General features: G+C 69.1%; 14 protein-coding genes. 10 read left to right on the forward strand and 4 right to left on the reverse strand.

What is annotated here, in order from left to right; genetic code table 11:
• Positions 1–108 precede the first annotated feature (108 nt).
• The 4 genes from AC13FN_RS15545 to AC13FN_RS15560 all read left to right on the forward strand — a co-directional run bounded on the left by AC13FN_RS15545 (position 109) and on the right by AC13FN_RS15560 (position 3932).
• Positions 109–1170 (forward strand): two-component system sensor histidine kinase NtrB, encoded by a 1062-nt coding sequence (locus AC13FN_RS15545; RefSeq protein WP_049435405.1) that lies wholly within the window; start codon positions 109–111, stop codon positions 1168–1170.
• Positions 1163–2611 (forward strand): nitrogen regulation protein NR(I), encoded by a 1449-nt coding sequence (ntrC, locus tag AC13FN_RS15550; protein WP_482984369.1) that lies wholly within the window; start codon positions 1163–1165, stop codon positions 2609–2611. Before AC13FN_RS15545 ends, ntrC begins: the two co-directional genes overlap by 8 nt.
• Before the next feature lie 93 nt (positions 2612–2704).
• Positions 2705–3274, forward strand: coding sequence for a superoxide dismutase family protein (locus AC13FN_RS15555; protein WP_010487189.1), 570 nt, complete (start codon positions 2705–2707; stop codon positions 3272–3274).
• Between the two features lie 31 nt (positions 3275–3305).
• The gene (locus tag AC13FN_RS15560) at positions 3306–3932 is read left to right on the forward strand and encodes a superoxide dismutase family protein (RefSeq protein WP_049435408.1); all 627 of its coding nucleotides are present in this window, start codon (positions 3306–3308) and stop codon (positions 3930–3932) included.
• 212 nt (positions 3933–4144) lie between these two features.
• Here AC13FN_RS15560 and AC13FN_RS15565 read toward each other — a convergent pair whose 3' ends face one another.
• On the reverse strand, positions 4145–5032 hold the full coding sequence (locus AC13FN_RS15565) for a hypothetical protein (protein ID WP_005407588.1): 888 nt from the start codon (positions 5030–5032) through the stop codon (positions 4145–4147).
• A gap of 93 nt (positions 5033–5125) precedes the next feature.
• On the opposite strand from AC13FN_RS15565, the gene AC13FN_RS15570 reads away from it, so the two are divergent.
• Positions 5126–6421 carry an acetyl-CoA C-acetyltransferase gene (locus AC13FN_RS15570; protein WP_099551602.1) on the forward strand — a complete coding sequence of 432 codons (1296 nt, stop codon included), beginning with the start codon at positions 5126–5128 and terminating at the stop codon, positions 6419–6421.
• A 141-nt stretch (positions 6422–6562) separates the two neighbouring features.
• On the opposite strand, the gene AC13FN_RS15575 is transcribed toward AC13FN_RS15570, so the two are convergent.
• The 3 genes from AC13FN_RS15575 to AC13FN_RS15585 all read right to left on the reverse strand — a co-directional run bounded on the left by AC13FN_RS15575 (position 6563) and on the right by AC13FN_RS15585 (position 9756).
• Positions 6563–7858 (reverse strand): heme biosynthesis HemY N-terminal domain-containing protein, encoded by a 1296-nt coding sequence (locus AC13FN_RS15575; RefSeq protein WP_401742594.1) that lies wholly within the window; start codon positions 7856–7858, stop codon positions 6563–6565.
• 6 nt (positions 7859–7864) lie between these two features.
• Complete coding sequence (locus tag AC13FN_RS15580) at positions 7865–8842, reverse strand: uroporphyrinogen-III C-methyltransferase (RefSeq protein ID WP_049435414.1); 978 nt, start codon at positions 8840–8842, stop codon at positions 7865–7867.
• Between the two features lie 104 nt (positions 8843–8946).
• The gene (locus tag AC13FN_RS15585; RefSeq protein ID WP_329764668.1) at positions 8947–9756 is read right to left on the reverse strand and encodes a uroporphyrinogen-III synthase; all 810 of its coding nucleotides are present in this window, start codon (positions 9754–9756) and stop codon (positions 8947–8949) included.
• A 35-nt stretch (positions 9757–9791) separates the two neighbouring features.
• On the opposite strand from AC13FN_RS15585, the gene AC13FN_RS15590 reads away from it, so the two are divergent.
• From AC13FN_RS15590 to AC13FN_RS15610, 5 genes are all read left to right on the forward strand, one after another.
• Positions 9792–10259 carry a YiiD C-terminal domain-containing protein gene (locus tag AC13FN_RS15590; protein ID WP_005407593.1) on the forward strand — a complete coding sequence of 156 codons (468 nt, stop codon included), beginning with the start codon at positions 9792–9794 and terminating at the stop codon, positions 10257–10259.
• 32 nt (positions 10260–10291) lie between these two features.
• Entirely contained in the window at positions 10292–10717 is a 426-nt protein-coding gene (locus AC13FN_RS15595; protein ID WP_159359645.1) for a hypothetical protein, read from the forward strand.
• Positions 10718–10774: 57 nt separating this feature from the next.
• On the forward strand, positions 10775–11212 hold the full coding sequence (locus tag AC13FN_RS15600; protein WP_004153552.1) for a rhodanese-like domain-containing protein: 438 nt from the start codon (positions 10775–10777) through the stop codon (positions 11210–11212).
• 99 nt (positions 11213–11311) lie between these two features.
• Entirely contained in the window at positions 11312–11830 is a 519-nt protein-coding gene (secB, locus tag AC13FN_RS15605) for a protein-export chaperone SecB (protein WP_004153553.1), read from the forward strand.
• Positions 11831–11850: 20 nt separating this feature from the next.
• Positions 11851–12876, forward strand: a complete 1026-nt coding sequence (locus AC13FN_RS15610) for an NAD(P)H-dependent glycerol-3-phosphate dehydrogenase (protein ID WP_010487166.1) — start codon at positions 11851–11853, stop codon at positions 12874–12876.
• The last annotated feature ends 142 nt before the right edge of the window (positions 12877–13018 follow it).

A 13018-nucleotide genomic window follows, 5' to 3' on the forward strand; every position in this document is an offset into this window, starting at 1 on the left:
CGTTAGTATTCCCTCGGCAAGCGTGGCGCGTAATTCCCGGGCGCGACGACTGGCGACGCATTCGATGCGATCTGATGCTGGACCCGCGTTTTGCACTACATTGGTGCAATGTCCGACCCCGCACCCCCGCCGTCCCTCGATGCCCTCGGCACGCCGCTGGCCTGGGCCGGGGCCGATGGCTGCATTGCCGGCTGCAATCCGGCCTTTGCCCGCTGGCTGGGTGTCAGTGTCCGGCGACTGCTGGGCCGGCCGCTGGCCGCACTGGAAGTGCAGGGCGAGGCACTGGCCCATTTCCTGGCCCGCGATGAGCGCGATAGCCTGCGCCTGAACCGGCTGGCGCTGGCGGTGCCCGGCGAGGCCCCGCGCTTTGCCGAGGGCTGGATGAGCCGCCGCGACGATGGCGGCTGGCTGCTGGAGGCGCATCCGGTCGATGAATTCCCCGGGCTGGACCCGACCCAGGCCCTGCCCAGCGCGCTCAGTGCAGCGCTGAAGGGGCTGGCCCACGAGCTGCGCAACCCGCTGGCCGGGCTGAAGGGCGCGGCCCAGCTGCTGGCCCGCCGCGCGGCCCAGCGCGACGCCAGCGAACGCGAGCTGATCGAACTGATCGGCTCGGAGATCGAACGCCTCAATGGCCTGCTCGACCAGCTGCTGTCGCCGGCCCCGGCGGCGCCGCACGCCGAACTGAACATCCATGCCGCGCTGGAGCGCGTGCTGCGCCTGGCCGAGAACGAGGCCGGCTGGGCGGTACGCCTGCAGCGCGACTACGACCCCAGCATTCCCGAATTCCATGGCGACGCCGACCGCCTCACCCAGGCGGTGTGGAACCTGGTGCGCAACGCGATCCAGGCCGGTGCCGGCAGCATCACCCTGCGCACCCGCGTGGAGCATGGCGTGCGCATCGCCGAGCAGCTGCATACGCTGGCGCTGCGCCTGGAGATCGCCGACGACGGCCGTGGGGTGCCCGAGGAACTGGCCGAACACCTGTTCCTGCCTTTGGTGAGTGGCCGCGCCGAAGGCACCGGGCTGGGCCTGGCGCTGGCCCAGCAGGTCGCGCGCGAGCATCGCGGCACGCTGACCTACCGCTCGCGCCCGGGCCATACCGTGTTCACCCTGCTGCTGCCGATCGTCAGTGGCGCCGCCCCGGCCGAGGAGGCCCCGCGCGATGTCTGAGTCTTCTTCGTCCCCGCAGCGCATCTGGGTGGTCGATGACGATCGTGCCGTGCGCTTCGTGCTGTGCACCGCGCTGCGCGAGGCGGGCTACCAGGTCGTCGATTTCGACAGCGCTGCGCCCGCGTTGCAGGCATTGAACGAAGGCCCGCCGCCAGCGTTGCTGTTCACCGACGTGCGCATGCCCGGCGACGACGGCCTGGTGCTGCTGGACAAGCTCAAGGCCGCGCTGCCGCAGCTGCCGGTGGTGGTGATGTCCGCCTACACCGATGTGGCCAGCACGGCGGGGGCATTCCGCGGTGGCGCGCATGAGTTCCTGTCCAAGCCGTTTGATCTGGACGATGCGGTGGCGCTGGCACAGCGCGTGCTGCCGGCTGTGGCACCGGCACTGGCCGCGCCCACGCCTGCCGCCGAAACGCACAGCGACCAACCGCCGCAACTGGTGGGCGATACCCCGCCGATGCGCGCGCTGTTCCGGGCCATCGGCCGCCTGGCGCAGGCGCCGCTGGCGGTGCTGATCACCGGCGAGACCGGCACCGGCAAGGAGCTGGTGGCCAATGCGCTGCATCGCGAATCGCCGCGCGCGCAGGGGCCGTTCGTCGCGCTCAATACCGCTGCAATCCCGTCAGAGCTGCTGGAAAGCGAGTTGTTCGGCCACGAGGCTGGTGCCTTCACCGGCGCGCAGCGCCGCCATATCGGCCGCTTCGAGCAGGCCAACGGCGGCACCCTGTTCCTTGATGAAATCGGCGACATGCCGTTGCCGTTGCAGACGCGCCTGCTGCGCGTGCTGGCGCAGGGCGAGTTCTTCCGCGTGGGTGGCCGTGAACTGATCCGCGTCGACGTGCGCGTGGTTGCCGCCACCCATCAGGATCTGGAAGGGCTGGTTGCACAGGGGAAGTTCCGTGCCGACCTGCTGCACCGCCTGGATGTGGTGCGCCTGCAGCTGCCGCCGCTGCGCGAGCGCCGCGAGGACATCGCGCAACTGGCCAGCACGTTCCTGGCGGCCGCCGCGCGCAAGCTGGATACGCCGCCGAAGCGCCTGACCGCTGCCGCACTGCAGGCGCTGCGCGAACACGACTGGCCGGGCAACGTGCGCGAACTGGAAAACGTGTGCTGGCGGATGGCGGCGTTGGCCGCCGCCGACACCATCGGCGTGGCCGACGTCGATACCGCGCTCAACCGCACGCGCGGTCGTCGCAGCAGCACCAGCGGTGCCGATCCAGGCCAGTGGGAAGCGCTGCTGGCCGAATGGGCACGCCGTCAGCTGGCCGAAGGCGTGGATGGGCTGCACGCGCAGGTGCGCGAGCGGGTCGACCATGCCCTGCTGGAGGCCGCGCTGCAGATCACCCATGGCCGTCGTGCCGAAGCCGCTGCCCGCCTGGGCCTGGGCCGCAATACCCTTACCCGCAAGCTGGGCGCTGGCCGCCGCCGCGGGGGCCATTGAACGGTCCCTGCACGCGATCCTCGCGCCCGCTTGCCGAACCGTTGATCGTTCATGGACGATGCCGTCCGTAGTGTCACCTGCAAGGAGTCTTCGATGCGTCTGTCCTTCGCCATCCTGCCGTTGTCCGCCGCCGTGCTGCTGTCTGCCTGTGGCAGTGCGCCGAAGAAGGCCGAGCCCACCCCGCCGCCGCCGACCGTGGTCAGCGCCGCGAAACAGGCCGAGGCCAATCTCTCGCCGGCCTCGGCCAGTATCGTCAGTGGCCGCATCGCGCTGATGGTGGAGCCCGGTGGTCTCCACATCACCGGCCTGATCGGTGGCCTGCAGCCGATGCAGCAGGCCGGCTTCCACATCCATGAGCGTGGCGACTGCAGCGCGGTGGACGCCAGCAGTGCCGGCAATCACTTCAATCCCGGTGGCGCTGCGCATGGCCGCGCCGGCACCGGCAAGCACCACCTGGGCGACATGGACAATCTGCGCGCCGACGCCCAGGGCCGCGCCAACGTCGATATCCACCTCAAGGGCGTTACCCTTGGCGGAGGCGCCGCCACCGATATCGCCGGACGTGCACTGGTCGTGCATGCCAACGCCGACGACTATCGCAGCCAGCCCGCCGGCAATGCCGGCGTCCGCATCGCCTGTGGCGTGATCCGGGTTGTCCGCTGATCACTGCAGGCATCATCCAGGGAGAGATTCCATGCGTTTGATCCACACGTCGCTGTTCGCAGCCATTGCTGCACTGGGCCTGGCGGCCTGCAACCAGCAGCCGGCCGCGCCGCAGGCTGAAACCCCGCCGGCCGCACCGGCCGACGGCGCCACCACCGAACCGGCCGCAACGCCGGCGCCGGCCGCTGCAGCGGCCACCGATGCCACCGCCACCGCCGAACTGGCACCGACCCAGGGCAACGAGACCAAGGGCAGCGTCACCTTCAAGGTGGTTGACGGCAAGGTCCACGTGACCGGCCAGATCAGCGGCCTGAAGCCGGGCAGCGAGCACGGCTTCCACATCCACGAGAAGGGCGACTGCAGCGCCCCGGACGGCATGAGCGCCGGTGGCCACTTCAACCCGGGCAAGCAGGATCACGGCAGCGTGTCCGCTGATCCGCACCACGGTGGCGACATGCCCAACATCAAGGCCGACGACAAGGGCGTGGCCACCATCGACGGCCCGGTGTCGAGCAACGTCAACATCGGCAAGGGTGATGACTTCGACATCATCGGCCGCGGCCTGATCGTCCACGCCGACGCGGACGACTACACGACCCAGCCGACCGGCAACGCCGGCGCGCGCCTGGCATGTGCGGTGATCCAGAAGGCCCCGTAAGGGCGCTTTTGCTGGAAACGGAAAACGCCGGCGCAAGCCGGCGTTTTTATTTGCATCGCTTTCTGTAGAGCCGAGCCCATGCTCGGCTGTGCTTCCGGCGGCCTGAGCCGAGCATGGGCTCGGCTCTACAGCAATACGCACGGCGGTCGCGCCCCGGCGAAACGCAATTGCACGGTAGCGCCGGGCCATGCCCGGCGGCGCGCATCCGCAGATCAGCGCGCCAGCAGCTCGCGCGCGTCCTGCCCGGCCTCGCAGTGCACGAACAACACCGGCACGCCATGTGCTTCCAGCACGGCGGCCATCTGCCGCTGGCGCATCAGGAACTGCTCGTAGATGCCCTTCAGGCGGTCGCAGTCGTTCTTGCCATGATCGTAGTGCGCGCACCAGCCGGCCGGGTCGAACAGCGCCATGCGTGCTTCGCCATGGGTATAGCGCAGCAGCGGCTCGGGCGCGGCATTGAGCCACTCGTCCTCGCCCGGCGCCATGATCGCCGTCTCGATCAGCGGCCACAGCGCGGCCAGGCCTTGGTTGTCGTACTGCATCGACATCATCGCGGCCAGGTCGTTCACGGTGAAATAGCGCGCGTGCTCGATGCGCGCACCGAAGGTGTTCTGCGCCATCAACGCGGTGTCGGCATGCGCCATGCCGTTGGCCAGCAGCGTATCTTCCAGCGCCTCGGCCACCGCATTGGTGGTGGCCACGTCACTGCCGGTCAGCAGGAACGGCACCACACGCAGGCCGCCGCCCACCAGGCTGGCATCGGCCTGGAACGGCAGTGGCACGTCACCCTGGGCGTCAGTACCGAACGCCAGCAGGCGCGGCCCTTGGTTGCGGCCCGGCGCACGCATCTGCAGTTCTTCCAGCCGGCGATGGATCGGCCAGCCCGGGCGCAGCACTTCGGCCGGGTCGAAATGGGCGGCGGCGAACACCAGGTCCAGCTCGGCCACCTGCGGCACCAGCTTGGACAGGTCGCGGCCGACGCGATCGGCCAGTTCACCGGCCTGTTCGGCGCTGAGTACCGCCTGGCGGGGGATTTCGCCGCCGGCCAGTTCCAGGGCCAGCACGCCAAGGGCATTCATCGCGGGGTCGGGTTTGCTCATGGTTCCACGGTTGGCCCATCACAGGGCGGCAGCTACACTTGGCTCCATTATGCCTGCTCCGTCGTGCAGGCCATGTTGCAGACACCCTCATCCATGCCAGGTATCTCCATGCCCAACGCTCGTCCCGTCGCCATCCTCGGTGGCGTCCGCATTCCGTTCTGCCGCCAGAACACCGCGTATTCGGATGTCGGCAACCTCGGCATGTCGGTCCGTACGCTGGGCGCGCTGGTCGAACGTTTCGGCCTGCACGGCCAGCAGCTGGGTGAAGTGGCGATGGGTGCGGTGATCAAGCACTCCAGCGACTGGAACCTGGGCCGCGAAGCCACGCTGTCCTCCGGCCTGTCGCCGCTGACCCCGGGCATCACCCTGCAGCGCGCCTGCGGTACTTCGCTGGACAGCATCATCACCGTCGCCAACAAGATCGCGCTGGGCCAGATCGAATCCGGCATCGGCGGTGGTTCGGACACCACCTCCGACGTGCCGATCGTCTACGGCAAGAAGCTGCGCGCGCGCCTGCTGGCCGCCAACCGTGCCAAGAGCACCGGCGACAAGATCCGCGCGTTGACCGCCGGCTTCAAGTTCTCCGAACTGAAGCCCGAGTTCCCGGGCGTGGCCGAGCCGCGCACCGGCAAGAGCATGGGTGACCATTGCGAGGACATGGCCAAGGAGTGGAACATCTCGCGCGACTCGCAGGACGAGTGGGCGGTGTCGTCGCACAAGAAGCTGGCTGCCGCTTATGAGCGTGGCTTCTTCAACGACCTGATCGCACCGTTCCGCGGCGTCGAGCGCGACAACATCCTGCGCCCGGATACCTCGCTGGAAAAGCTGGCCACGCTGAAGCCGGCCTTCGACAAGGTCTCCGGCCGCGGCACGCTCACCGCCGCCAACTCCACCCCGCTGACCGACGGCGCCGCCGCCGTGCTGCTGGCCAGCGAAGAGTGGGCACGTGCGCACGGCCATGAGCCGCAGGCCTATCTGCGCGATGCGCATGTCTCTGCGGTGGACTTCGTGCATGGCGAGGGCCTGCTGATGGCACCGACCGTGGCTGTACCGGAGATGCTCAAGCGCAATGGCCTGACCCTGCAGGACTTCGACATCTACGAGATCCACGAAGCCTTCGCCGCGCAGGTGCTGTGCACCCTGCGTGCGTGGGAGAGCGAGGATTACTGCCGCAACCGCCTGGGCCTGGACGCACCGCTGGGCCGGATCGACCCGGACAAGATCAACCTGCTGGGTTCGTCGCTGGCTACCGGCCATCCGTTCGCCGCCACCGGCGCACGCGTGATCGCCACCGCGGCCAAGCAGCTGGCCGAACGTGGCGGTGGCCGCGCGCTGGTGTCGATCTGCACCGCTGGCGGCATGGGCGTAGTGGCGATCGTCGAACGCTGATCGCATCCATCGGTGGGTGCCGACCGTTGGTCGGCACGATCCGGCCGACACTCCTGGAACTGAAAACGCCGCCCGATGGGCGGCGTTTTCGTTGGTTGCTCCGGTGGGTGCCGACCGTTGGTCGGCACACCTCAGCCATGCTTACGGCAACCGCGGATTACCGAATTCGTCGCGCTCTTCGTTGGCGTCATACACCGGCGGCTGCACTGCGATCGGCTGCTCCTCCACCGTGGCACGTGCAGGTGCCTCAATGCCGCGCACCAGCTCCACGCTGTCCTCGCCGCGCTGCAGTCGCAGCGCATTGGCCAGGCACTGCGCGGCCAGCGCGTGCTCGCCACGCTGCGCGAACAGTTCACCCAATGCCTCCCACGCCGGGGCACCGGCGCCGGCGGCGATGGCCTCATGCAGGAACGCATCGGCGGCATCCCACTGCTGCTGGGCCAGGGCCACGCGGCCCTGTGCCAGGCGCAGCGCGGCCGACTCGTCATGCACGTTGCGCCAGCGCGCCAGGTTGCTCTGGCGGGTGGCCAGGCGCTCGGCCGGCAGGCGGCCATACAGCGCCACCAGTTCGTCGTCCCAGCGATGGTCCAGGGCCTGTTCCAGCGCCAGCAGCGCCGGCTCGTCCCAGTTCAGGGCCACCGCGCGGCTGGCATAGGCGCCGACCACGTCCGGAGTGGGGCGCAGCGCCTTCGGCGTGGCTTCCCACTGCGCGGCCAGCGCATTGACGTCGGCCGCTTCCAGCAGCGCCTGTGCGGCCAGGCGTGCTTCCAGTTCGCTGTTGGCGTCAGCCGGCAGCACCTTGCTCTGGCGCAGTGCACCCAGCTGGCCGTACGCCTCGTGGGCGCGGCCGGCCTGTGCCAGTGCTTCGGTGCGCAGCCACAGGCCGCGCGGCGGCAGCGGCTGGATCGCCGCTACGTCCAATGCGTTGATCGCATCCACCGGCAGATCGCGCGCCAGCAGCTGTTCGGCGCGCAGCAGCGCCTGCAGGGTGGCATCGCTTTCGCCCAGGCGCTGCAGCAGCGCTTCACCGGCGGGGCCGTCGGCACGCGCCTGCGCACTGCGCACGGCGTTGGCCAGCGCCACCGCGCTCACTTCCGGATCCTTGGCGGCGCCGTCCAGCAGCTTCTCGGCACGCTGCCACTGGCCGTGCTCATAGGCCTGCAGGCCATCGATCAGGCGCACCCGGCCCTGCTTGCGGCGGTAGCGGCCCCAGGCGCGGAACGGTGCAGCGATCAGGCTCCACAGCAGCCACAGCACCAGCACCGCAATCACCGACAGCAGCGCCACCTTGGGCAGGTTGCTGTGGTAGTCGTAGCCGCCGTAGCGCAGGGTCACTTCGCCGAAGCGGTTGAGGTCATCGGCGCCGAGCCATTGCGCGGCAACCACGCCGATGGCCACGGCCAGCAACAGCACGACCAGGGATTGCAGGGGTTTCATGCGGGGTTACCTCCGGTCGGTCTGGGTGCGCAGTTGCTGCAGGGTGCTGCCAAGAACGGCGTTGCTGGCCTGCAGCGGAAGTTCGCGCAAGGCTTTCAGTTCAGCACGTTGCGCGCGCAGGGCCGGTGAATCCGGCCAGCGCCGTTGCGCCCAATGCTCCACGCGTGCCAGCGCAGTATCGCGGCCGGTGCGGTCGCCACGTTCGATCGCGGCGCGCGCCAGGGTCAGTTCCAGTTGCAGTGCATCGTCTGCATTGCGGCGCTCGGCGGCCGTCAGCGGACCGTTCTGGCGGCTGGGGCTGATGTCCACGAACGGGGCCAGCGTGGCCTGCCACCAGGGCTTGCCGGCGCCGGGCGCGCTGCCGCCTGCTACCTGCGAGGGCAGGCCCTGCAGGGCTTTGGCCAGGCCATCCAGGCGCTGCAGCGATTGCGCGCGCGGGCCGGCACCAAGGGAATCCAGTGCATCGCGCTCCTGCACCAGGGCCTGGCGCAGATTCAGTCCGTCACTGTCGGGCAGATCGGCCAACGCGGTAGCGGCCTGTGCATACAGGCGGCGTGCGCCTTCCACGTCGTCGGCGTAGTTCAGTCGCTGTGCCGCCTGGGTCAACAGCAGCTCGGCCTCATCGCGCTGTACCGCCTGGCGGCCCTGGTTGGCGCTGTCGGCCAGCTTGGCCAGGTTCTCTTCCAGCAATGCACTGCGCTGCGAAAGGCCCAGCATCTCGTCGCGCAGCACGCGGTTGGTGGTCGCCGCATCCTGCAGGCGCTGGCTGGTCGCGCGCTGGTCGCGGCGCAATGCATCCAGCGTCGCCTGCAGGCCCTGCAGCTGCACGGCCGTGGTCTGTGCCTGCGCTTCCTGTTCGTGCTGTTGCTGTTGCCAGACGTACCAGCCGGCATAGCCGCCCACGCCAAGCACGACCACCCCGGCCAGCGGCAACAGCCAGCGCACGGGTCGACGGGGCGGGGAAACGGGCGGAGTCTCGTTCATGGGGCTTCCTTGTCGGCAACGTCGCCGGTCAGGTTCCGGCAGGCCGCGTTGTGCACAGCATCACTGTTGCCGACCACAGCGGCAAGCGTGACTCACGTCCCTGTTCAGGTCGCTGCCGGGACGGTGAGCGTGGCGTGTGCAGCGGCCACCAGTTGTGCCGTGGTGGGCCCGGCCGCGCGCACCACGCGTTGCAGCCCCAATGCGTGCGCCTGTTCGCCGAGCCGTTCGCTGGCCACGACCACGGTGGCGTGTGCCTGAAAGCGTTGCTGCAATGCCGGCGGAAGCTGCTGCCAGAAATGCAGCAACGCCTCACCACTGCTGACCGCCAGCACCCACGGCTGCGCTGAATGCGCCAATCGAGCCAGCGTGCGGGGCGAGAGGCGCAGCAGGTAGCGCTGATAGACATCGGCACGTTCGATCGTGGCGCCGGCGGCCTGCAGGTGTGCAGCAATCAGGCCGCGCCCGCCGGGGGCGGTGACCAGTCCGATGCGCAGGCCCTGCACCTCGGCCAGCACCGGCAGCGCCAGCAGGCCCTCGCTGTCCATCCGCTGCGGTGCATGCACCTCGGCGACGCCCTGCGCCCGCAGCGCGCGCGCGGTGCCTTCGCCCACGGTAAGCCACGGGCTGCGTTGCGCCTCGGCCAGTGGCAGCAGGGTGGCGGCCGCGGTAACGGCGGCCGGGCTGGTGAACACCACCCGATCGCAGTTCAGCGCGCGTTGCAGCTGACGCACCACTGGCGTGCCGTTCAGGCGCTGCAGGCGCCAGGGCGGCAGGGCCACCACATGCCCGCCCAGCCCAGCAACGGCGCGGCGCAGCGCGGAATTCTGGCCCTGCGGTCGCAGCGAAATGAAGGTCCAGCCCGGCTCGGAACCGGCGGCGCCAGTGGGTATCGTATGGTCGGCCATTGCCTGCATTATGCGGGCCCTTCGTTGTCGTGGTCTCTGCTCCGATGTCCGTTGATGCTCTGACTTCCTCGCTGGCCGCCCTGCAGGACGTGCTGGACTGCATGCCGGCGGTACGCGCCATGCAGATCCAGCTCGACGGCTATGCCGATGGCGTGCTGCGCATCACCGCGCCGCTGGCCGCCAACGTCAACGACAAGGGCAACGCCTTCGGTGGCAGCCTGGCCTCGGTGCTGACCCTGTCGGGCTGGGCACTGGTCAGCCTGCGCCTGCGCCTGGCCGGCCACGATGCCGAGGTCTACGTGGCCGACAGCAACCTGCGCTACCTGGCGCCGGTCTACGAAGACCTGCACGCCCACGCCGAAGCGGCCGAAGCCACCGGCTGGGACGCTTTCCTGAACACCTTCCGGCAGCGCCGCAAAGCCCGCATCAGCATCATCGCCACCCAGCCCGGTGCCGATGGCAAGCCCGCCGCCGAGTTCAGCGGTCGCTTCGTTGCCTTCGCCAAAGGGTAGGATGGCAGGCTGACGTTCTGGGGAAACCACCGATGCGCCGCCTCATCCAGTTCCTGATGTGTTCCCTGCTGCTGGTCAGCGCCGTGGCTTCGGCCGACGACCTCAGCCGCAAGCAGCGCAAGCTGCTGGAAGAGACCCAGATCGCCTACGGCGCCACCATCCGCTGGGGCAGCATGGACGATGCGATCGGCTATCTGGACCCCACGCTGCGCAAGGAAAAGCCGCCCACCGAGTTCGAGCTCAACCGCTACGCGCAGCTGCGCGTGTCGTCCTACCGCGAGCGCAGCAGCGCCTCGCTGGACGGGGGCCTGGTCGAGCGCCGGGTCGAAATCGGGGTGATCAACCAGAACACCCAGGCCGAACGCACCGTGGTGGTGGTCGAGCGCTGGCGCTGGGATGCCGAGGCCAAGCGCTGGTGGCAGACCGCTGGCCTGCCGGACCTGTGGAAGGGGCAGTGACGGGCCGCGTCCGGCTTGTGCGACAATCGGCGCCCGCTTAATCGACCCGTGACCTGAGTGAATTACGAAGAGTTGCTGGCCTTTGCAGGCCGAAACCCGATGCTGTCCGCGGCCCTGGTCGGCCTGACCGTGGCCATCATCGTCACCGAGATCCGCCGCCTGTTCCGGGGCTTCAAGGGCATCAAGCCCGCCGAACTGACCCAGCTGATGAACGCGGGCGGCACGGTGGTGGTCGACCTGTCGGCCAGCGGTGACTTCGAGAAGGGCCACATTGCCGGCAGCCGCAACGCCCAGGCCAGTGCCTTCGGCCCGGACAACAAGCTGGTGGCCAACGCCAAGCAGTCGCCGGTGGTGCTGGTGTGCCGCAGCGGCAACGCTTCGGAAACCGCCGCGAAGGCGCTGAAGAAGGCCGGTTTCGAGAAGGTCTACGTGCTCGACGGCGGCATTCCCGCCTGGCAGCAGGCCGAGCTGCCGCTGGTCAAGGGCCGCAACTGATTGCCGCAGGTGGCGGATCCGGCCTTGTTTGGGCCTGATCCCGCCCCCATCGCAGTAGTTCGACCATCGTTTTCATTGCATTCATTGGAGTTACTGGAAATGTCCGAAGAGATCACCAACGGCGCCGCTGCGCCGGTCGATGCCGCCACCGGCCCCGCTTTCACCGTCGAGAAGATCTACGTCAAGGACGTCTCCTTCGAGTCGCCGAACGCTCCGACCATCTTCAATGACCAGGTGCAGCCGGAGCTGCAGCTGAACCTGAACCAGCAGGTGCAGCGCCTGGGTGAGAACGCCTTCGAAGTCGTGCTGGCCGTGACCCTGACCTGCCAGGCCGGTGAGCGCACCGCCTACGTGGCCGAAGTGAAGCAGGCCGGCGTGTTCGGCCTGGTCGGCCTGGACCCGCAGTCGATCGACGTGCTGCTCGGCACCCAGTGCCCGAACATCCTGTTCCCGTACGTGCGCCAGCTGGTCAGCGACCTGATCCAGGCCGGCGGCTTCCCGCCGTTCTTCCTGCAGCCGATCAACTTCGAAGGTCTGTACGCAGAAACCCTGCGCCAGCGCCAGGAGCAGGGCGACGCACCGTCGCTGGCTGACTCCGAGCCGGCTGGCAACGCCTGATTCCTGCCGCGACGTCACGGATGAGCACTCCCGCTGACAAGATCGCCGTGCTTGGCGCCGGTTCCTGGGGAACCGCGCTGGCCAGCCTGCTCGCACGGCACGGTCACCCGACCGTGCTGTGGGGGCGCGACGCTGCCGTGGTCGAAGCCATCGACCAGCGCCACGAGAACCCGCGTTACCTGCCGGGCATCCCGCTGCCGGACAGCCTGCGTGCCACCACCGACCTGGCGTCGGCGGTGGAGGGCGCGGCCTGGATCCTGGTGGTGACCCCGTCGCACGCCTTCGGTGAAACCGTGCGTGCGCTGGCGCCGCTGCGTCCGGCCGGTGCCGGCGTGGCCTGGGCCACCAAGGGCTTCGAACCCGGTTCGGGGCGCTTCCTGCATGAAGTGGCGCGCGAAGTGCTGGGCGAGGACGTGCCGCTGGCCGTCGTCACCGGACCGTCGTTCGCCAAGGAAGTGACCCAGGGCCTGCCGACCGCGATCACCGTGCACGGCGACGTGCCCGAGTTCGCGCAGACGGTGGCCGAAGCGATGCATGGCCCAGCGTTCCGCGCCTACACCGGCGACGACATGGTCGGTGCCGAGCTGGGCGGTGCGATGAAGAACGTGCTGGCCGTGGCCACCGGCGTGGCCGATGGCATGCAGTTGGGCCTGAACGCCCGTGCCGGCCTGATCACCCGTGGCCTCAACGAGATGCTGCGCCTGGCCGCTGCCATCGGTGCCAAGCCGGAAACGCTGATGGGCCTGGCGGGCCTGGGCGACCTGGTGCTGACCTGCACCGGCGACCTGTCGCGCAACCGCCGCCTGGGCCTGGCCCTGGGCCGTGGCCAGACGCTGCAGGATGCCGTGCGCGAAATCGGCCAGGTGGTCGAGTCGGTGCAGACCGCCGACGAAGTGATGCGACAGGCACGCCGCCATGGCATCGACCTGCCGATCTCCGACCGCGTGCGTGCCGTGCTGCACGGCGAGCAGACACCGGAAGAAGGACTGCGCGCGCTGCTGGCGCGGGAACAGAAACCGGAGTACCCGGACACGCTGTTCAAGTGAATCGAAAAACCCCGGCCACGCGCCGGGGTTTTTTGTGCGCGCCCCATCCACGCATAGCGTGGATCTAGGACGGAACCCGCTTCTGGTAGCTGCCAACCTTGGTTGGCGCCCGGTAGCGCCGGGCCATGCCCGGCGGCATTCA

Source organism: Stenotrophomonas sp. 115C5, assembly GCF_056861055.1.

What these genes read in the sequence shown, in the direction of transcription:
- AC13FN_RS15545 (WP_049435405.1), top strand. Translation starts at nt 109, where the DNA reads ATGTCCGACCCCGCACCCCCGCCGTCCCTCGATGCCCTCGGCACGCCG.
- ntrC (WP_482984369.1), top strand. Translation starts at nt 1,163, where the DNA reads ATGTCTGAGTCTTCTTCGTCCCCGCAGCGCATCTGGGTGGTCGATGAC.
- AC13FN_RS15555 (WP_010487189.1), top strand. Translation starts at nt 2,705, where the DNA reads ATGCGTCTGTCCTTCGCCATCCTGCCGTTGTCCGCCGCCGTGCTGCTG.
- AC13FN_RS15560 (WP_049435408.1), top strand. Translation starts at nt 3,306, where the DNA reads ATGCGTTTGATCCACACGTCGCTGTTCGCAGCCATTGCTGCACTGGGC.
- AC13FN_RS15565 (WP_005407588.1), bottom strand. Translation starts at nt 5,032, where the DNA reads ATGAGCAAACCCGACCCCGCGATGAATGCCCTTGGCGTGCTGGCCCTG.
- AC13FN_RS15570 (WP_099551602.1), top strand. Translation starts at nt 5,126, where the DNA reads ATGCCAGGTATCTCCATGCCCAACGCTCGTCCCGTCGCCATCCTCGGT.
- AC13FN_RS15575 (WP_401742594.1), bottom strand. Translation starts at nt 7,858, where the DNA reads ATGAAACCCCTGCAATCCCTGGTCGTGCTGTTGCTGGCCGTGGCCATC.
- AC13FN_RS15580 (WP_049435414.1), bottom strand. Translation starts at nt 8,842, where the DNA reads ATGAACGAGACTCCGCCCGTTTCCCCGCCCCGTCGACCCGTGCGCTGG.
- AC13FN_RS15585 (WP_329764668.1), bottom strand. Translation starts at nt 9,756, where the DNA reads ATGCAGGCAATGGCCGACCATACGATACCCACTGGCGCCGCCGGTTCC.
- AC13FN_RS15590 (WP_005407593.1), top strand. Translation starts at nt 9,792, where the DNA reads ATGTCCGTTGATGCTCTGACTTCCTCGCTGGCCGCCCTGCAGGACGTG.
- AC13FN_RS15595 (WP_159359645.1), top strand. Translation starts at nt 10,292, where the DNA reads ATGCGCCGCCTCATCCAGTTCCTGATGTGTTCCCTGCTGCTGGTCAGC.
- secB (WP_004153553.1), top strand. Translation starts at nt 11,312, where the DNA reads ATGTCCGAAGAGATCACCAACGGCGCCGCTGCGCCGGTCGATGCCGCC.
- AC13FN_RS15610 (WP_010487166.1), top strand. Translation starts at nt 11,851, where the DNA reads ATGAGCACTCCCGCTGACAAGATCGCCGTGCTTGGCGCCGGTTCCTGG.